Source organism: Belliella calami, from assembly GCF_022549695.1.
Classification (GTDB): domain Bacteria; phylum Bacteroidota; class Bacteroidia; order Cytophagales; family Cyclobacteriaceae; genus Belliella; species Belliella calami.
In genome coordinates this window covers 14,945-32,457 of the sequence record NZ_JAKZGS010000021.1, presented here as the reverse complement: position 1 = coordinate 32,457, position 17,513 = coordinate 14,945, and the positions used below count along the sequence as shown (strand labels likewise).

The window sequence follows — 17,513 nt, the reverse complement described above, 5'->3', positions numbered from 1 at the left end:
AAAGCATCCATTTTCAGGCTCAATGACATCATTATTTTTCCAACTTTTAAGACCCCAAATAAGACTTTATAGCCTCACCTAATTTATTGAATGTGTCTCTAAAAGCATCTTCGTTCTCTTCAAGCAAAGTCACTCTAAACCCTCTCAAATCCGAACAAAATGAACTGATCGGCACAACACAAATCCCCGTTGATGCTAAAAGAAAATAGACAAATCGCTTATCCAAAGGCATATTTTCTTCCCCAAGCCATGTTTCCAATAAGGTTTTTATTTCTGTGTTTTCCACCTCCAGCTTTTGCGAAGCATTCAAATAGCTTTCATCAAATACGATCGTATTGTAGAATGCACCTTTGGTCGGGTTGAACTTGATTCCGTCGATTCCAGAGAGAATTTCCTCCATAATCTGACTTCTCTTGCCTATCTTCAAATTAGCTTCATGCCTATAGCTTTTGTATTCAGGATGACTCATTATTTTAGGAATGGACAATTGAGGTAGAATCGTAGAGCACACCTCTATCATCTTCGCATTCTCCAAAGTCAGTACAAACTTACTGAACTCCTTTGAAGCGTCACGATTATAAAACTCCATCCAACCACATCGAGATCCCGGCCACGGGAATTCCTTGGAAATCCCTTTTAAGGAAATGGCAGGCAAATCCCCAATCACTTCCGAAAGCGCTACAGCATTGACTCCATTATAAGTGATATTTTGGTAGATTTCATCTGCAATCAGCAACAACTTGAATTCCCTTGCGATCTTCACAAATCCCTCCAGAACCTCTTTTGGATAAACCATGCCTGTGGGGTTATCCGGATTGATAATCAAGATGCCGACGATAGTTGGGTTGTACTTTACTTTATTGTAAAGATCATCCATATCAGGCAACCATTGGTTATCTGGATCAAGCTTGTAGGTAATCGGAGCTGTATTTGCATGTGCTGCTTCCGCAGAGCTATGTGTACTATAAGCAGGTGATGGGCCAATTATCCTTGCTGTAGGAATCAAAAATTGATACAACTTGGCAATAGCATCCCCCAAACCATTGAAAAACAGGATATCATCAGCCGAAATCTGACTCCCTCCTTTCTCATTGTTCAAATCTGCCAAGTATTTTCGCGTTTCCAGTACTCCCTTGGAATCAGCATAGCCATAAGATCTATCTTGACTAACCAAATCAGAGACAATCTCCTTCATCCAAGCTGGGACAATGTTGTTTTTTTGGATTGGATCACCGATATTTTCCCATGTAATAGTCTGACCAAGCGACTCTATTAGTCTGGCTTTTTTGACAATCCCCCTGATTTCATAATTCAACTCTTCGGCTCCAGGCCTAAGCAACAAAGTTCTCATAATACTGGTTTTTGAAAATCGACAGCAAAGAAACAAAAATATGCTCTAAGACTAATTGATATTTCAAAAAAGATGGAGGAGACTAGTCAAAAAAAAGAAAATAGATAATGGTTTAAATTGTAAAACACAATTAGATAATATGAGTATCCGCAATGTTGCACCTTGGTTAAAAAGTAACTTTGTAAGTTGCGGATACTCGTCGGCAGACAACAGTTTACTGTCAACAGAACCACAAATCGTTCATCCGCCATCCTATTGTTTGGCTACGTGCAGGAAAGCGGATACACATATAAGATAATTCGAATATCAGCAAATGACAATTGACCGCTTAAAAATTGGCTATAGAAAACCTTTATTTTGTATATTTACGTAATTAATTGGCAAATCTACAAACGCTTTTCATTACAAATTCAATATGATAAACTTACAGTACATTTCTGATAGCAATGGGAAAACAACAGGAGTTTTTATCCCTATTGATGAGTGGATAGACCTGAAAAAAAAATACCAAGGAATTGATCAGGAAGAAACAGAAGTCCCACAATGGCAAAAGGAAATTGTGACACAACGTCTTGAAGCTTTTCGTAGCAACCCAAGCTCCGCTTTGGATTTTGAAGATGCCATTGATGATATCGAAAAAGAACTTTAGTGTATAAAGCTACCATCCTACCACTTGCTAAAAAAGATATCCAAGAAGCGGCTCTTTGGTACAATAGTCGAAGCAATGGACTTGGGAAAAGGTTTACAGATGAAGTTAGAGAAAAAGTAAAGTTAATCAAGAAAAATCCTTATGCTACAAACGTTCGTTACCACAAAGTAAGAACAGCGGTTTTAAACTTTTTCCCTTTTATCATTCATTATTCTATCGATGAAGCGAACAAAAATATTGTTATTTCTGCGGTTTTTCACACTAGTCGTAATCCGGAATTATGGAAAAACAGATAGAAACACCATTCTTAAGTTTGTTTTTTATATTTTAAAAAATCCCCATCCCAAAAGAACTCAAATTTAAAAATGCCTGTTGTTTTTTTATGCCCAAAATATCCTCTCTGAAAGAGTTTTGATTTTTCAGATTCAGCAAAGGATAAACAATGAAGAAAAGAGAACATTTTGTAATTATATTGATTTTGGGGGCTTTGAGTACCATCAGCCCATTTTCAATAGACATGTACTTGCCAGGATTCCCTGCAATGGCCAAAGACCTTGGTGTAAGTATTTCGAAGATCCAACTTTCCCTTACAAGTTACTTGGTGGGTATTGCCGTTGGACAGTTGTTTTACGGACCCTTATTGGATAAGTATGGAAGAAAAAAACCATTGGTTCTGGGAATGCTGATCTATATCATCGCATCTATTCTTTGTGCATATGCAGCTTCTGTAGAAAACCTGATTTTCATGAGATTTCTCCAAGCGATCGGGGGATGTGTGGGCATGGTAGCTGCACAAGCACTGGTAAGGGATATTTTCCCAATCAACAAGACTGCTCAGGTATTGGCATTACTTACCTTAGTGATCGCTGTATCGCCAATGATAGCACCTACTGTTGGTGGATATATGACTGCTCATTTTCATTGGCATTCTGTATTCTTGGTGTTGGCAGCAATCACAGCTATCATCTTACTAGCGGCAGTTTTTTACCTGCCCGAAGGTGCCGCTCCAGAGAAAAATCTATCCCTAAACCCGGTAAAGGTTTTTGTCAATTATAAATCTGTGCTAAAACAAAGGCAATTTCTCACCTATATGCTTGCAGGAGGAATTGCTGGTGCTGCACCTTTTGCATATATCGCTGGATCTGCGAATGTTTTCATGAACATTTATCAAGTTTCCGAACAAGAGTACGGTTTGATTTTTGGATTTCTGGCATTTGCGATGATTGGCTCAACACAGCTGAATCATTATTTATTGAAAAAATTCTCAAGTAGAGAGGTTATCCAATTCTCATTGATTTACCAGACGATAACTGGCGCATTCCTAATCCTCGGTCTCTGGCTTAACATATTCAATGTACAAGGTTTGGTCATCACAATGTTTGTATTTCTCACAGCACATGGTCTCAACCAGCCTAATGCAGCAGCGCTATCACTAGCACCATTTGCTAAAAGTGCAGGAAGCGCTTCTGCTCTCTTAGGAAGCATGAGGATGGCAATGGGCGGGATTGTCTCTGCCACAGTCAGCTTCATTCACAATGGCACTGCAATGCCAATGGTCATCATGATGGCACTTTGTGCATTGGGGGGATTGATCATCATTTTTCTTGACAAAAAAATACCGAATAAAAAACAATCGGAACCTTACGATAACAAGGAAATGGCTATGTCGGTATAATTAAGATTGTAATAAATCAAAAACAATGTAACATTCATTAAGAGACGGAGAAATTGTACATTCCCTCAAATATCAGAATGAAAAAAACCACCAAAACAGAATCAGATCTTATTTGGTGGTTTTTGCTTTTTCTATCAAATATCTTTACCTCAAAGGCTTATACTTAATCCTTTTAGGAGTCAGATCGCCAAGACGTTTTTTCTTATTCTCTTCATAATCTGAGAAGTTGCCTTCAAACCAATACACCTGAGAATCTCCCTCAAACGCCAATATATGCGTACAAATCCTATCCAAGAACCATCTATCGTGGGAAATGATCACTGCACAACCTCCAAAATTCTCCAATGCTTCTTCTAAAGCTCTCAGCGTATTTACATCCAAATCATTGGTAGGCTCATCGAGTAAAAGTAAGTTACCACCCTCTTTCAAAGTCATCGCCAGATGCACTCGGTTTCTTTCCCCTCCAGAGAGCACACCAACTTTTTTCTCCTGATCAGAACCTGTGAAATTGAATTTCCCTACGTAAGCACGGGAATTCATCTCTTTGTTGCCTAGCTTCATGATTTCATTTCCACCAGAAATAGATTCATAGACAGACTTATTTGGATCCAAACTATCATGCTCTTGATCTACATAAGCGAGCTTCACTGTATCCCCCACTTCGAAATTCCCCGCATCAGCTTTTTCTCTTCCAGTGATAAGTTTGAACAAAGTAGATTTACCAGCACCATTTGGCCCGATGATCCCTACAATTCCACCTTGGGGTAAATTGAATGACAAATCTTCAAAAAGCAATTTGTCTCCAAATGCTTTTGACACGCTATTCACTTCAATGACTTTTGCTCCCAATCTTGGCCCAGGCGGAATATAAAGCTCCAACTTGGCTTCTCTTTCCTTGCCTTCTTCACTTACCAATTTATCATAAGCACTCAATCTCGCTTTCCCTTTAGCTTGACGTGCTTTCGGGGTCATTCGTATCCATTCCAACTCTCTTTCAAGAGTTTTCTGTCTTTTGGATTCGGTTTTCTCTTCTTGCTTCAATCTGTTTTGCTTTTGGTCAAGCCAAGAAGAATAGTTCCCTTTCCAAGGAATCCCCTCTCCCCTATCCAGTTCCAAGATCCATCCTGCTACATTGTCAAGGAAATATCTATCATGGGTTACTGCGATTACAGTTCCTTTGTATTGCTTCAAATGCTGCTCAAGCCAAAGAACAGACTCCGCATCAAGGTGGTTGGTAGGTTCATCAAGCAAAAGCACATCCGGCTCTTGGAGCAAAAGTCTACAAAGTGCCACCCTTCTTTTTTCCCCACCAGATAAATTCCCCACTATCGCATCACTTGGAGGCAGCCTCAAGGCATCCATAGCTTTTTCCAACATCGTCTCCAACTCCCAAGCATTGGCAGCGTCAAGCTTTTGCTGCACATCTCCTTGCTTTTCGATCAGCTTATCCATAGCATCAGGATCCTCCATCAGGGCCGGATCCATAAATTGCTCATTGATTGCCTCAAATTCCTTCAGTAAACCGACTGTATCAGAAACAGCTTCTTCTACAATATCCTTTACAGTTTTGGCTGGATCAAGCTGTGGCTCTTGCTCCAACATTCCTACAGAGTAGCCTGGCGACCAAACTACTTCACCCAAAAACTCCTTGTCGATTCCAGCAATAATCTTCAAAAGTGAACTTTTCCCTGATCCATTGAGACCCAAAACGCCAATTTTTGCCCCGTAAAAAAATGACAAATAGATATCTTTCAGAACTTTTTTCTGTGGAGGATAAACTTTCGACACCCCCGCCATTGAAAATATGATCTTTTCTCCGCTCATTGGTTTGTTTTTTTATTAATATAAATTAACTGAAAGACAAAGATGCAAAAAAAGGGCTTTCTTAGGATAAATGCGATTGAATTAATTAATTTGCAGAAAGTAACCAAAACCAATACAACCTATTAAATCAAAATGGAGCATCCATACGGATACATTAAGGACAATAAGGTATTTCTAAAGGGATTTCTGAACCAACCCGATCGCATTATCGGTGAAGTAAAAGAAGACGAGGCGTCAACCCTTAAGTACTTTGAAGATCGATTTGCTACTGTCAAAGAGAAAGTAGAGAATCTTAAAAAAGACATTGAAGAGAATCAAAACAAAGGTTCTTTCCTCATGAAGCTTATTCATTTGAGGGATTCCCTTATGCAATTTGATGCATTGGGAGATTTTGTACCATTGATAGAAGATCTCAATAAACTGGAAATTTATCTTGAAGAAATCATCAAGATAAACCGAGAACGAAATCTTGAAATCAAAAGAGGACTGATCTTGGAAGCTGAAGCAATAAAAGAAAGCACGGACTGGAAAGAAACAACGGAGGAATTGAAAAACATCAAACTTCGATGGATCAAGACAGGTCCCGTGGAAAAAGAGTTTGAAGATGAAATCGAAATTTCTTTCAATTCTGCTATTGACACATTCTTTGAAAACAGGAAGGATTTTTTTGAAAGTCTTGCATTGCAAGCTGAAGAAAATATAAAAATCTATCAATCACTCGTAATTCAAGCGCAAGAAGCATACAATAATCCAGACGCCAAAAAAGCCTTTGAGATTAGCAAAAGAATCCAGAAAGAATGGAAAGCTTCAGGGAAAGTGCCTGCAGAAAAAAGACAGCCACTTTGGGACGAGTTTTCGAAGCTAAACAACAGGATTTTCAGCCGCTTCAAAAGGGAAATGCAATCTGGCCCAAGATTAAACCCAAGGGAGATTTTGGCAAAAATGGAAGCATTGGCCGATGATATGAAACGATTAGCCCATCAAGAGACATCCCCTATGACAGTCTCTCAGGGGAGAAAGCTTCAAAACGAATGGAAACCACTTAGTCAGACTAGACCAAGGGATGCTAATTTGATCTCAAGAAACTTTATTTTTTACTCAGAAATCGTATTTGAAAAGTCATTTCTCAACAGGTTGGCACTTTCAAAACATTCAGATTTTAGAGACAAGCCAGAAGCAGAACAGACCAAGATCAAAATCGCAATTATCAGAGACTTGATCAGCAGGGATGAAAGCGAGTTGAAAACCGTAAAAGAGAATTCCGCTAACTTCAAAAGCTCAGAACCTGATTTTGAAATAATGCTTAGAAGAAAAATCAGTGCATTCCGAAGAAAAATCGATGTGAAAAATTTCATATTAAAGGAACTTTCAAACAAATAATGAGTTTAAGATTGATAATTTAAAACAATTTCTATTTTTGCACTCCGTTAAGGCGGTAAACATTAAAACATTGACACTATGTACTGGACATTAGAACTTGCATCATATCTAGAAGATGCCCCTTGGCCTGCAACCAAAGACGAATTGATTGACTATGCAATCAGATCAGGGGCTCCTCTAGAAGTTGTAGAAAATCTACAAGAATTAGAAGATGACGGTGAGCCTTACGAGAATATCGAAGAGATTTGGCCGGATTATCCTACTAAAGATGATTTCTTCTTCAACGAGGACGAATATTAGATAAAGAGCCTTAGTGGCTCTTTATCTTTTTCTTCACACTCCCAACACAGATTTGAGCTTGGGATATCCTGATTTGCTGATTGGAATTGTAGCACCAGACTTTAATTTCAATATATAGCTGTCTTTTTCGTAAGTTTCGATCTTGGTGATTTCTGTGATTTTCACAATGTAAGACCTATGTACTCTTACAAACATTTTTGTATCCAAAACATTCTCAAAAAACTTCATAGTTTTGTTTTTCAAAAACTTACCTTCCATCGTGTAGATATTTACATAATCGTCATTTGCTTCTAAGAATTGGATCTCTGAGAATGGAATTATCTTAATATCATGTTTATCCTTCAAGACAATCCGTTCAGATGGCCCATTGAGTTCCAATTTCGAAATATTTTGATCAAATTCCACAATTTGTCTTTCACCGTTTTTGAGGAATTTTTCCATTGCCTTTTCAAATCTACTTTGCGAAAAAGGTTTTAGCAGATAATCAATTGCATGTGTATCGAATGCTTTCATTGCATATTCATCATATGCCGTAGTAAAGATTACAGCAGGTGGATTCTCCAATAGTTCCAGCATTTCAAATCCAGTTATTTTAGGCATTTGCACATCTAGAAAAATCAAGTCTGGTTCATATTCCTTGATAGCCTTCAAACCTGCAAAACCATCATGACAAACAGCCAAAATATGAACTTGATCAAATACAGCTAAATACTCGATGACTATTTCAGTTGCCAATGGTTCGTCATCAATGATAATAACTTTGATCATAATTTTGTGGGATTTTTAATTCTACTTTAAATTCTTCTTTGTGACTTTGGGTTTTGAATAAGTCATTTCTTCCAAACAAAAGAAATAACCTCCTCCTGATAGCCTGCTGACCAAAACTTTCTCCAGAAGCCTGACCTGCCATAGAGTCAAATGGATTCGAAATACTTATAAATAGATACTCATCTTGGCATTCAAAACGCACTTTGATCAGCACATCACCCAAGACTCCATAAAGTCCATGCTTCACCGCATTTTCCATAAGGGGTTGCACGAGGAGTTGAGGCAATCGAAGTGATTTACATTCCTCAGCTATCTGATATTCGACCTCCAATCTATGACCAAACCTCACTTTTTCAATACCAATAAATAGCTGTAGATATTCAATTTCTTCAAGAACGGAAATCCATTTTTGATTTTCCTTTCTGATAGTTTTCCTAAGAAACTCCGAAAGTTGCAAGACCATTTCCCGTGCTTCATCTGGCTTTCTTTTGACAAGGGAACTGATGGAGTTTAGGCTATTGAACAAAAAATGGGGCTGAAGCTGCTGTCTCAATTGAAACAATTCTGCCTCCTTCACCAATCTATCAATCTGCTCTGCCCTTTCCCTTATTTTGAGTTGAGTTTCCAGTTTTGAATGAAAAAGCAACAACAAAGCATACCCCAAAACCATCAAGAAGATCACAAACAAGCGAACAAATTGAATCTCTTTTACAAATTCCAGATATGATTGTTGATGTAAGAAAATTAGCTCAATTGAATATTTCCCTAAATAAAAAATCATGATCGAGACAACCAATGGGAATGACAAAAAGATCAAGAACTGCCTATCCTGTGGTGTATAGTATCGAAATATATTTTCCAAGAAAAAATAAGCCAAAATCAAAAGAAACGTATGCAATGCGACATCCAAAGCAGCAGTTCCCAAACCAGGTCCAAAAGTATGAACAAGATAAGCCACTCCCATTACCCAAGTTAAGATAATAAGAATGGCCTTTAGCCAGTTGGCTTTGTTGAATTTTAAAATTGCGCTAATCACCTTTACAATTTGGATCAGAAAGATTTAATCTCCAAACCTCCCAAGATGACGGAGCCATATATTTTTAAAATTTTCTTGGGATCCGGTGTTACTTGTGGATAAAGTCTTTTATCTTCCACTCCTGCCAACACATTGGACACATTCACTTGCACATTCCAGTGAGGAGGTACTATCAATTTCACACCTCCCATGGCAACCTCGATATTGAGCATTGCCGGCTCTATCATGTCAGCTTGGGATAGGTCTATTTCAGCTCCTCCGAGTATTGCTGATATTTTGCCACCTCTGAAATTTTTCGACAAAATCCTTTTTTGGTCTCCAGAAAGAAATGCTTGTGAAGTAATTACTTCTGGCTGATCAAAAGTGCTTTCCGAATAGCTTTTCGTAGAATCAGAACTCTCTTCTCCTACCACTTCTGCATCCTCAGCCTTGTAGCCAAAAGGAGGCGTTTGAAATGCTTGATTGAAGTTTGGAGACTTGATGCTTTTTTGATTGAGAATAAAATACAGTCCTACAGCAATCAACCCACCTGCCAAGAAATACCCTTCAAATCCATTAGGAAGATCTACATGCTTCTTCAACATAAAAAATGACCCGAACAGCAAGAAGAAGAATCCTGCACCACTTTTGAACTGCTGATTGATCAAGAGAACCAAACCAACTGCAATGAATACCATCGGCCAGCTGAAAATCCAAACTGGAAGAAAAATACCGATTTTTTTCAATAAAATTATCGAACCTACTACGATTAATATAATTCCTAGGGTGTAGTTATTACTTTGATTGGTGAACTTTTGATTTGCCATGATTTCTATATGTTTGATTATTAACAATACCCAAATCTCACTCAAATCATAAAATTATCTAATCATAAATAGGTCAATCAAAGCAAATATTCGGTAAACGATAGGATCTTGTCGGTGAAAAAAGAAATGCTTGAAAGATGATGTGAAAAAACAAGAATCGGAAATACTTTATTGGTTGAAAAGGTGGTTGAGCGTTTAGTACGAAGATGGGAAATCTAAAAAATTTAGATTTCCCATCAAGAATTTACAAACTCTTTAATCAAGCTGGTAGGCTTTAAGTAGTATTGATATTCTATTGCGACACTCAAAAAAACTTTAAAATATCTGAACCTCCTATTTGTATTACCTAATTCGGTCAACTGACCTTACGAGCATTTCATCTTTTCTGATAAATCTATTGGAAAGCAAATTCATGATCATTCCTCCAAAAATCGCCCAGAAACCCAACACAAAAGCGCCATTGGCCTCCGGTCTGAAATCTGCATTTGCTTGATGGCTAGTCCATATTATCAATGCCAGGGTAACGACCATTACCAAGGAATTGATCATGTTCAAAAACATCTGTCTAGTCCTGTTTTTGTATTGGCTAAGGCTGAAAAGAGCTAGACCAGCAGCAATGATTGCCAGTATTCCGATAAAAAATTTCCCTTCTGATTCAATTACTTGTTGGGTTTGGATGTCGATTTTCTCCAGGTTCCAAGCAGTAAGGGTGAGCATCATCGTTTGATCAGGATTGACTTGTTGCCAAATAGGGAAAAGGACTACCAAGATCATGGCTACAGCTACTAGGAATAGAAATACGGTTTGGATTCTTTGTATCATTTTTTATATAAATTTTCACAAAGATAAAGATGTAATTTAATGAATCGCAAGGATTAGTTATTTTGGTGTTTAATTTTGAATGGGTTTAGTATCTTTGCGGGCGTGACTATAAATGCGAAAAGATACTTTATTGAGATAGCCTATAAAGGCACAAATTACCACGGATGGCAGTTTCAGAATAATGCAGTTTCTGTTCAAGAGACAATTGACAAAGCAATTTCGATTTTGCTAAGAACTCCTATCACGATTGTGGGGTCAGGTAGAACAGACACAGGTGTTCATGCTTCCCAACAGTTTGCTCATTTTGATTTTGAAGGTGATTTGGATGAATTTGATTTTCTCAAGAAAATAAACTCGCTACTTCCACGTGATATAGCTATATTTTCATTGAGAAATGTAACACCAGAAGCACATAGCAGATTTGATGCCCAATGGAGAAGTTATGTATATAAAATCACACAACGAAAAACTCCATTTGAAGATGAGTTGTCTTGGCATTACTTTAGGCCTTTAGATTTCAAAAAAATGAACGAAGCAGCTGCAATGTTGGTACCCCATCAGGATTTTGAGTGTTTCAGTAAAGTAAAGACAGATGTGAGTCACTTTGGCTGTAAAATAAAAGAAGCCTTTTGGGAACAAAATGATCAGGAATTGTTATTTCATATAACTGCCAACAGGTTTTTGAGGGGAATGGTGAGGGCAATTGTTGGGACATTGACTGATGTAGGAGAGAATAAGCTTTCAAAAGTAGATTTTCAGAACATTTTAAATAGTAAAGACAGAAACCAAGCGGGCTCTTCTGCCCCGGCAAAAGGCTTGTATTTATGCAAGGTGACTTATCCTGAGCGTATTTTCATTTAAATAATTTCAACTTGAGTTTAGAACAGGAAAATGTAAAAAGTGGTGAAATCCTCGACACCAAAGTCTTGAAGAAGCTCTATGAGTTTATTCAACCTTATCGGGGCAAGTTTTATTTTTTGATTTTTTTGACTTTAGCTTTAGCAGTGTTAGCGCCAACTAGACCATACTTTATACAGATCGCAATAGATGATTATGTCGCCCTGGGTGACAAAGGAGGCTTGGTTCAGATCATATATCTCTTGGTTGGGTTGATGGTCCTTCAAGCGTTTGTACAATTTGTGCATACATATATTTCTGGATGGATAGGCCAGGTGATCATTCGGGACATTAGAATCAAGCTTTACCGACATTTGTTAAAAATGAGGCTTAAGTTTTTTGACAATACGCCGATAGGAAGGTTAGTTACAAGGAATGTTTCCGATATCGAGACTTTGGCGGATGTATTTAGTGAAGGATTGGCTGCTATTGTAGGCGATTTACTTCAGTTGGTGACAATTTTGGGTGTGATGTTTTACATTGACTGGAAGTTGACACTGGTCAGTTTATGTACTTTGCCATTCTTGATTATTTCAACTTATGTTTTCAAAGAAAAAATCAAAGTAGCCTTCAATGATGTCAGGAATGCTGTCTCAAACCTCAATTCATTTCTACAGGAGCATATCACAGGGATGAACATCGTGCAGATTTTCAACAGGGAAAAAAGAGAATACGATAAATTCAAGGCAATCAATAAAGATCATAAAAAAGCACATGTAAGATCTGTATTATATTATTCAATCTATTTTCCTGTGGCAGAAATTATTCAAGCCTTTGGAATAGGTCTGGTAGTATGGTATGGAGCTACTGGGGTTTTTGATCTGGATATTCAAGTAGGTGTTTTGATTTCATTTATCATGTATCTTCAGTTGTTTTTCAGGCCTATCAGGATGATTGCAGATAGATTTAATACCCTTCAGATGGGTGTAGTAAGTTCGTCTAGAATTTTCAAGTTATTGGACAGTGATGAAAATATTGCAAATGAAGGATCTTTCAAACCAGAGAAAATAAAAGGAATAATTAAGCTTAAGGATGTTTGGTTTGCATACAATGATGAAGAATATGTATTGAAAAATATCAACTTTGAAGTAAAACATGGAGAAACAGTTGCCTTGGTCGGTGCTACTGGCGCTGGAAAATCTTCCATTATTAATCTGATCAGTAGATTTTACGAAATCAACAAAGGCTCAATCCAAATTGACGGGACAGATATCAAAGAATTTGAAATTGGTACTTTGAGAAAGCATATAGGTGTGGTATTGCAAGATGTGTTTTTGTTTTCAGATACGATTTATTACAATATCACTTTGGGCAACCCGGATATCAGTAGGGAAGAAGTCATGCATGCAGCGAAGCTTGTAGGTGCGAAAAAATTCATCGAAAGACTTCCAGGTGGTTTGGATTATAATGTAATGGAAAGAGGAGCTACTTTGTCTGTAGGACAAAGACAGCTAATCTCATTTGTCCGAGCAATGGTCTATAATCCAGAGATCATTATCTTGGATGAAGCCACCTCTTCAGTGGATACAGAAACGGAATTGTTGATTCAAAAAGCAATAGATAAGATGATGACTGGAAGGACATCTATCGTCATAGCACACAGGCTATCAACTATTCAGAGAGCAGATAAAATCATCGTTTTGCACCAAGGTGAAATCAAAGAAGTGGGAACTCATGAATCTTTACTCGAACAGGAAGGGTATTATGCTAATTTGCACAAAATGCAGATGAAGTCCTTGGCGATTTAAAAGGGATTGAAAGATTCAAAAATTGAAAAATTGGCTTACGCAGGAGGGGCTTTTGATTACTGTGCCTTAGCGATGGATTGTAAATGTACTTGGTACAATTTTAAAAATCAAAGTCGAAAGCAACAGCATATTGCTTGTTTCCGTTAGAAGTTCAATTACTAAACCAAATAAATATAAAAACGTGAAAAAGTTACTGATTTTAGCCATGTTGATGGTGCCTTTTTTTGTGAATGCGCAGGAAGATGGAGTTGGGTTGAGGCTTGGAGAACCATTGTCAATTACTTTCAAGAAATTTATCGATGATAATATTGCATTCGAGGCCATGTTTGGTCGAGCTGGAGTAAATAGCAATCAATATTATCAAAGAGCATTCGATAGAAATAGACCTAGTTCAAATGCGTTTTACGCTGGGCACAGTACAGGGGCATCTTATTCCTTTAATGTAAGAGGAGCTTATCATGAGGATATCACAGATGATTTAAATATTGATGTTGGGTATTTTTTGGCATATGCAGGTGCAGGTGTACAATTGAGATCCACAAGGGTTGATTATTCTTATACGGATGGTGCTGGATCTGTTTTATTGAGAGACAGTAGAAGAAATGTCGACTTTGGTCCCGAGATATTTGGTGGAGGGGAATACTATTTTGACGATTTACCTATTAGTGTGTTTGCAGAAGTTGGGTTGTTTGTTGAATTGCTCGACAGATTTGGACATTTAAAACTGCAAGGTGCCATAGGGATAAGGTATTTGTTCTAAGATGAAAAAGTGGATAATTGGAGTTGTTATTTTACTTCTTGTTTCGGCTGGATTTCTTTTGTTTAGTCATTTGGGTGGCTTTAATGAAGTAGAAATGGAATTGATTCATCCTTTGGATTTGGAGATTCATGGAGTATATTATAGAGGAACTCCTCAAGATGAACAGCTTAGCCAAGCATTTGAAAAAGTCAGTAGGGTTGCCAAAGCATCAGGCATTCCACTTTATACTATTTATTACATTGAACCGGCAGGGAAGTTAGATACAATGGAAGTTTTTGTTGGTGTAGAAAGTGAAGCTGTCTATCCAGAGTTTGAGTCTAGGAAGTTTGAGGCAAATGGGGCCGTTTTGGCAAAAATTTCAGGTCACAGGTTTGTGATGCCTGGGCCTAATAAAGTGAAAAAAAAGATTGTTGATTTTGCGAAGCAATCGGGGAAAAATTCACCTACAGTCTTTATTGATAAGATCATTTCTTCTGATGAAGTGCAAGTGATTGCTGTCATTGAGGATTGAGTTTGCGATACTAAAAAAAATGGTACAATTTTAGTGTATTGGCAGAATAAGCTGGAAATGGAACAACCAAATCCAATATGAATACGTCTTTGAATTAATATTTACTAAAAATCATAACTATATGAAGAATCTGATTAAAGGAGTTTTGATGATGGGCTTGTTTGCCTTTTTTGCATGTGAAGGACCTCCAGGTCCTCCAGGTTTTGATGGACGAGATGGGTTAGATGGAATAAATATTGTTGGTGAAGTGTTGGAGATTGGTGGTGTGGATTTTACTTCAGCTAATAATTTTTCATCTGATTTTTATACGATAAATCCGCCAATAGAGACAGGTGATAAAATCTTGGTATTCTTGCTTTGGGCTGAGATAGATGGCGAAGATTTGTGGAGAGCACTACCGCAAACGAATTACGAATTTTCTGAAGGAATTTTTACTTACAATTATGAGTTTACTCGATCATTGGTAAGGTTTTTTGTTGATGGTACGTTTAATCTAGGTTTACTTACCAATGAATTCACAAGAAATCAAGTCTTTAGAGTAGTTATTTTTCCAGCTGATTTGGTGTCTGAAAATGCTAGGGTAGATTTGACAAATTATGATGCTGTTATGGAGTTGATGGGTAAAACAGAAACTGATGTTGTAAAACTCAATCAAAGAGATTAGGTTTTAAAATTAGGATTGTTGAAGAAACAATAATTAATTGATTAATAACAGTCTTAAATAAAATTACTAGAATTAGGGTCTATTTCAAAAAAGGAGAAGCTAGCTTCTCCTTTTTTGTTCACTGATTAAATTTTATGCTATTTAAAAATTATGCGCTTCTTTGATAGCTATGAAGTTATCAAACCATATCCATATACGTTTAGAATCAATTGATGTACTGATAGCTAATCGACTTATAACTTTTAACGCTTACCCGCATAATAAATAAGAAAATCCATATACAAGTGTCGTCTCTGAAAATCATATTTCTTAGAGTCCATTTTGAATTTATCCTCGTATATCACGAAATAAAACTTCCTACTCTTATCTTTGCATCATGCAATTGAAAAACGACTTACTAATAAGAGCCGCAAAAGGCGAAACTGTAGAAAGAACTCCCGTGTGGCTAATGAGACAAGCGGGTAGAATTCTTCCTGAATATAGAGCTGTCAGAAATAGTGTCAGCGGATTTATTGAGTTAGCGCAAACTCCTGAGCTGGCTGCAGAAGTTACGATTCAGCCTGTTGATCTTCTTGGCGTGGATGCGGCAATTATTTTTTCAGACATTTTGGTAATTCCTGAAGCAATGGGTTTGCCTTATGAGATGGTAGAAAAAAGGGGGCCTTGGTTTCCAAATGTAGTTAGTTCCGCAGCAGATTTGTTAAAACTAAGGATTGCAGATGGGGTTGATGATTTGAGCTATGTCATTGAAGCTATCAAGATTACCAAGAAAGCATTGAATGGAAGAGTTCCATTGATAGGCTTTGCAGGTGCTCCATGGACAATATTCGCATACATGATCGAAGGTTCAGGAAGTAAGACTTTTTCAAAAGCAAGGGCTATGCTTTATACCGAGCCTGAATTATCCCATCAATTGCTTCAAATGATCACAGACAGTACGATCAATTACCTCAAAGCCCAAATTGCTGCTGGTGTCAATCTGATTCAGTTGTTTGATAGCTGGGCAGGTATCCTACCTCCTAATCATTATGACGAGTTTTCGCTGAAATATATTTCACAGATTTGCGATGCAATAGATGAAGTTCCAAAGACGGTCTTCGCCAAAGGAGCATTCTTTGCCAGAGAGCAGATGGGGAAATTGAACTGTGAGACCATTGGATTGGATTGGAATATGGGGATTGCAGAATCAAGAAGGATGATAGGAGAGCATAAAACACTGCAAGGAAATCTTGATCCAGCAGCATTGTATGGTACTCCAAAGGAAGTCGAAGCAGCCACGATCTTGATGCTAGATCAGTTCAAAGATAGCAGACACATTGCCAATTTGGGGCACGGCGTGTATCCTGATATCAATCCCGAAATGGTAAAAGTCTTTATCGAGACAGTAAAAAACTATAACAATTAAGGCATTGGTTATATTAGAAGAGCGAAAAGTTGAAGTGTGAAAAAAGGCACAATCATCGAGATTCAAATAACCAGTTATCTACAAATTTGTCCTGAAATTTTTGTTCCCATAATCCAGAGGGAACTCACCTTACTATAGGGTTATATCCTATAGTAAGGTGAAAATAGAAGCATTTTTTTTTTGAATTAACAGTCTGATAATTCAGGTAGGGAATTAATAACTATTGGAAATAAAGTAAAACAGCGGAAAGGTTTCGTGTAATCTAGCTACTCAATAATGCAATGATCCAATAGTCAAGATAGTAAGTCTAAGGATTTTTTAATTTTTTTCAAACGTATGAAATATTGTGTTTTTTAGGTATTTAGATCTTACTGATTGGAAATATCAACTTTATATAGGATTCAAATAATACAAATCACAAAAATGTTATTTCATATTTTATTATGAACTAGTTTTTATATTTCATATTGGTGTTAAAATATTTTATAAACTAATAGATACTTATATAAGATGAGGTACATATTTTCGATTTCGATTTTGTTTATGCTTAGTTTTGGTGCGGAGGCGCAAGAGGAAAGAAAAAAAGAACTAATCTATAGAGTTGGAGCAGGGCCTAGGATTGAAGGGATTGCTGGTTTGTGGACGATAAACTTGATGAATGAATTGAGTTATTATGCCACACCTAGGTTTTCAATCCATCTTTTACTTTTATGGCATCAGTTGAAGATTTTGACCTAAGTGGAAAATGATTTCAATTCAGTTGATTATGTCGGAAATCATCGTTTTGTTTTCAACACTAAAGGGAACTCGTACCGGTTGATTGCCATAATTCCATTCAATGCCAAAAAGGTTTACATTCGATTCATAGGCACCCATGCTGATTATGATAAAATACAGGATATCCAAAATATTTGAGA

At 37.2% G+C, this 17,513-nt stretch carries 19 protein-coding genes; 13 read left to right on the top strand and 6 right to left on the bottom strand.

What is annotated here, in order from left to right; translation table 11 throughout:
• Nucleotides 1-46 precede the first annotated feature (46 nt).
• Nucleotides 47-1,351 (bottom strand): pyridoxal phosphate-dependent aminotransferase, encoded by a 1,305-nt coding sequence (locus MM236_RS17680; RefSeq protein ID WP_241276323.1) that lies wholly within the window; start codon nucleotides 1,349-1,351, stop codon nucleotides 47-49.
• 415 nt (nucleotides 1,352-1,766) lie between these two features.
• Between MM236_RS17680 and MM236_RS17675 the strand changes: the two genes are divergently transcribed.
• From MM236_RS17675 to MM236_RS17665, 3 genes are all read left to right on the top strand, one after another.
• Nucleotides 1,767-2,000: an addiction module protein gene (locus tag MM236_RS17675; RefSeq protein WP_241276322.1), complete on the top strand. Its 234-nt coding sequence runs from the start codon at nucleotides 1,767-1,769 to the stop codon at nucleotides 1,998-2,000.
• On the top strand, nucleotides 2,000-2,296 hold the full coding sequence (locus MM236_RS17670) for a type II toxin-antitoxin system RelE/ParE family toxin (protein ID WP_241276321.1): 297 nt from the start codon (nucleotides 2,000-2,002) through the stop codon (nucleotides 2,294-2,296). Before MM236_RS17675 ends, MM236_RS17670 begins: the two co-directional genes overlap by 1 nt.
• Before the next feature lie 146 nt (nucleotides 2,297-2,442).
• Nucleotides 2,443-3,675, top strand: coding sequence for a Bcr/CflA family multidrug efflux MFS transporter (locus MM236_RS17665; protein ID WP_241276320.1), 1,233 nt, complete (start codon nucleotides 2,443-2,445; stop codon nucleotides 3,673-3,675).
• Between the two features lie 144 nt (nucleotides 3,676-3,819).
• Here the strand turns inward: MM236_RS17665 and ettA are convergent, their stop codons facing one another.
• Nucleotides 3,820-5,499 (bottom strand): energy-dependent translational throttle protein EttA, encoded by a 1,680-nt coding sequence (gene ettA / locus MM236_RS17660; RefSeq protein WP_241276319.1) that lies wholly within the window; start codon nucleotides 5,497-5,499, stop codon nucleotides 3,820-3,822.
• 132 nt (nucleotides 5,500-5,631) lie between these two features.
• On the opposite strand from ettA, the gene MM236_RS17655 reads away from it, so the two are divergent.
• The gene (locus MM236_RS17655) at nucleotides 5,632-6,879 is read left to right on the top strand and encodes a DUF349 domain-containing protein (RefSeq protein WP_241276318.1); all 1,248 of its coding nucleotides are present in this window, start codon (nucleotides 5,632-5,634) and stop codon (nucleotides 6,877-6,879) included.
• Between the two features lie 78 nt (nucleotides 6,880-6,957).
• Nucleotides 6,958-7,179, top strand: coding sequence for a DUF2795 domain-containing protein (locus MM236_RS17650; RefSeq protein ID WP_008625540.1), 222 nt, complete (start codon nucleotides 6,958-6,960; stop codon nucleotides 7,177-7,179).
• Nucleotides 7,180-7,212: 33 nt separating this feature from the next.
• On the opposite strand, the gene MM236_RS17645 is transcribed toward MM236_RS17650, so the two are convergent.
• From MM236_RS17645 to MM236_RS17630, 4 genes are all read right to left on the bottom strand, one after another.
• A complete protein-coding gene (locus tag MM236_RS17645) occupies nucleotides 7,213-7,947 on the bottom strand; it encodes a LytR/AlgR family response regulator transcription factor (protein WP_241276317.1) in 735 nt (244 codons plus the stop codon).
• Nucleotides 7,925-8,983: a sensor histidine kinase gene (locus MM236_RS17640; RefSeq protein ID WP_241276316.1), complete on the bottom strand. Its 1,059-nt coding sequence runs from the start codon at nucleotides 8,981-8,983 to the stop codon at nucleotides 7,925-7,927. Before MM236_RS17640 ends, MM236_RS17645 begins: the two co-directional genes overlap by 23 nt.
• 14 nt (nucleotides 8,984-8,997) lie before the next feature.
• Nucleotides 8,998-9,789: a LiaF transmembrane domain-containing protein gene (locus tag MM236_RS17635; protein WP_241276315.1), complete on the bottom strand. Its 792-nt coding sequence runs from the start codon at nucleotides 9,787-9,789 to the stop codon at nucleotides 8,998-9,000.
• Nucleotides 9,790-10,131: 342 nt separating this feature from the next.
• On the bottom strand, nucleotides 10,132-10,611 hold the full coding sequence (locus tag MM236_RS17630; RefSeq protein WP_241276314.1) for a DUF4293 domain-containing protein: 480 nt from the start codon (nucleotides 10,609-10,611) through the stop codon (nucleotides 10,132-10,134).
• Between the two features lie 75 nt (nucleotides 10,612-10,686).
• Between MM236_RS17630 and truA the strand changes: the two genes are divergently transcribed.
• The 8 genes from truA (at nucleotide 10,687) to MM236_RS17590 (ending at nucleotide 17,511) form a co-directional block, all read left to right on the top strand.
• Nucleotides 10,687-11,472, top strand: coding sequence for a tRNA pseudouridine(38-40) synthase TruA (gene truA / locus MM236_RS17625; RefSeq protein ID WP_241276313.1), 786 nt, complete (start codon nucleotides 10,687-10,689; stop codon nucleotides 11,470-11,472).
• 11 nt (nucleotides 11,473-11,483) lie between these two features.
• On the top strand, nucleotides 11,484-13,256 hold the full coding sequence (locus MM236_RS17620; RefSeq protein ID WP_241276312.1) for an ABC transporter ATP-binding protein: 1,773 nt from the start codon (nucleotides 11,484-11,486) through the stop codon (nucleotides 13,254-13,256).
• Between the two features lie 181 nt (nucleotides 13,257-13,437).
• Nucleotides 13,438-14,016 (top strand): hypothetical protein, encoded by a 579-nt coding sequence (locus MM236_RS17615; RefSeq protein WP_241276311.1) that lies wholly within the window; start codon nucleotides 13,438-13,440, stop codon nucleotides 14,014-14,016.
• Nucleotide 14,017: 1 nt separating this feature from the next.
• Nucleotides 14,018-14,527 (top strand): hypothetical protein, encoded by a 510-nt coding sequence (locus tag MM236_RS17610; RefSeq protein WP_241276310.1) that lies wholly within the window; start codon nucleotides 14,018-14,020, stop codon nucleotides 14,525-14,527.
• Between the two features lie 121 nt (nucleotides 14,528-14,648).
• Nucleotides 14,649-15,191 carry a hypothetical protein gene (locus MM236_RS17605; RefSeq protein WP_241276309.1) on the top strand — a complete coding sequence of 181 codons (543 nt, stop codon included), beginning with the start codon at nucleotides 14,649-14,651 and terminating at the stop codon, nucleotides 15,189-15,191.
• A gap of 376 nt (nucleotides 15,192-15,567) precedes the next feature.
• Entirely contained in the window at nucleotides 15,568-16,596 is a 1,029-nt protein-coding gene (hemE, locus tag MM236_RS17600; RefSeq protein WP_241276308.1) for a uroporphyrinogen decarboxylase, read from the top strand.
• A gap of 510 nt (nucleotides 16,597-17,106) precedes the next feature.
• The gene (locus MM236_RS17595; RefSeq protein WP_241276307.1) at nucleotides 17,107-17,334 is read left to right on the top strand and encodes a hypothetical protein; all 228 of its coding nucleotides are present in this window, start codon (nucleotides 17,107-17,109) and stop codon (nucleotides 17,332-17,334) included.
• A complete protein-coding gene (locus MM236_RS17590; protein WP_241276306.1) occupies nucleotides 17,335-17,511 on the top strand; it encodes a type II toxin-antitoxin system HigB family toxin in 177 nt (58 codons plus the stop codon).
• Nucleotides 17,512-17,513: the final 2 nt, after the last annotated feature.

Bases quoted from the DNA above. Each gene is read 5' to 3' on its own strand.
- MM236_RS17680 (WP_241276323.1), bottom strand. From the start codon at position 1,351: ATGAGAACTTTGTTGCTTAGGCCTGGAGCCGAAGAGTTGAATTATGAA.
- MM236_RS17675 (WP_241276322.1), top strand. From the start codon at position 1,767: ATGATAAACTTACAGTACATTTCTGATAGCAATGGGAAAACAACAGGA.
- MM236_RS17665 (WP_241276320.1), top strand. From the start codon at position 2,443: ATGAAGAAAAGAGAACATTTTGTAATTATATTGATTTTGGGGGCTTTG.
- ettA (WP_241276319.1), bottom strand. From the start codon at position 5,499: ATGAGCGGAGAAAAGATCATATTTTCAATGGCGGGGGTGTCGAAAGTT.
- MM236_RS17655 (WP_241276318.1), top strand. From the start codon at position 5,632: ATGGAGCATCCATACGGATACATTAAGGACAATAAGGTATTTCTAAAG.
- MM236_RS17650 (WP_008625540.1), top strand. From the start codon at position 6,958: ATGTACTGGACATTAGAACTTGCATCATATCTAGAAGATGCCCCTTGG.
- MM236_RS17645 (WP_241276317.1), bottom strand. From the start codon at position 7,947: ATGATCAAAGTTATTATCATTGATGACGAACCATTGGCAACTGAAATA.
- MM236_RS17635 (WP_241276315.1), bottom strand. From the start codon at position 9,789: ATGGCAAATCAAAAGTTCACCAATCAAAGTAATAACTACACCCTAGGA.
- MM236_RS17630 (WP_241276314.1), bottom strand. From the start codon at position 10,611: ATGATACAAAGAATCCAAACCGTATTTCTATTCCTAGTAGCTGTAGCC.
- MM236_RS17610 (WP_241276310.1), top strand. From the start codon at position 14,018: ATGAAAAAGTGGATAATTGGAGTTGTTATTTTACTTCTTGTTTCGGCT.
- MM236_RS17605 (WP_241276309.1), top strand. From the start codon at position 14,649: ATGAAGAATCTGATTAAAGGAGTTTTGATGATGGGCTTGTTTGCCTTT.
- hemE (WP_241276308.1), top strand. From the start codon at position 15,568: ATGCAATTGAAAAACGACTTACTAATAAGAGCCGCAAAAGGCGAAACT.
- MM236_RS17595 (WP_241276307.1), top strand. From the start codon at position 17,107: ATGAGGTACATATTTTCGATTTCGATTTTGTTTATGCTTAGTTTTGGT.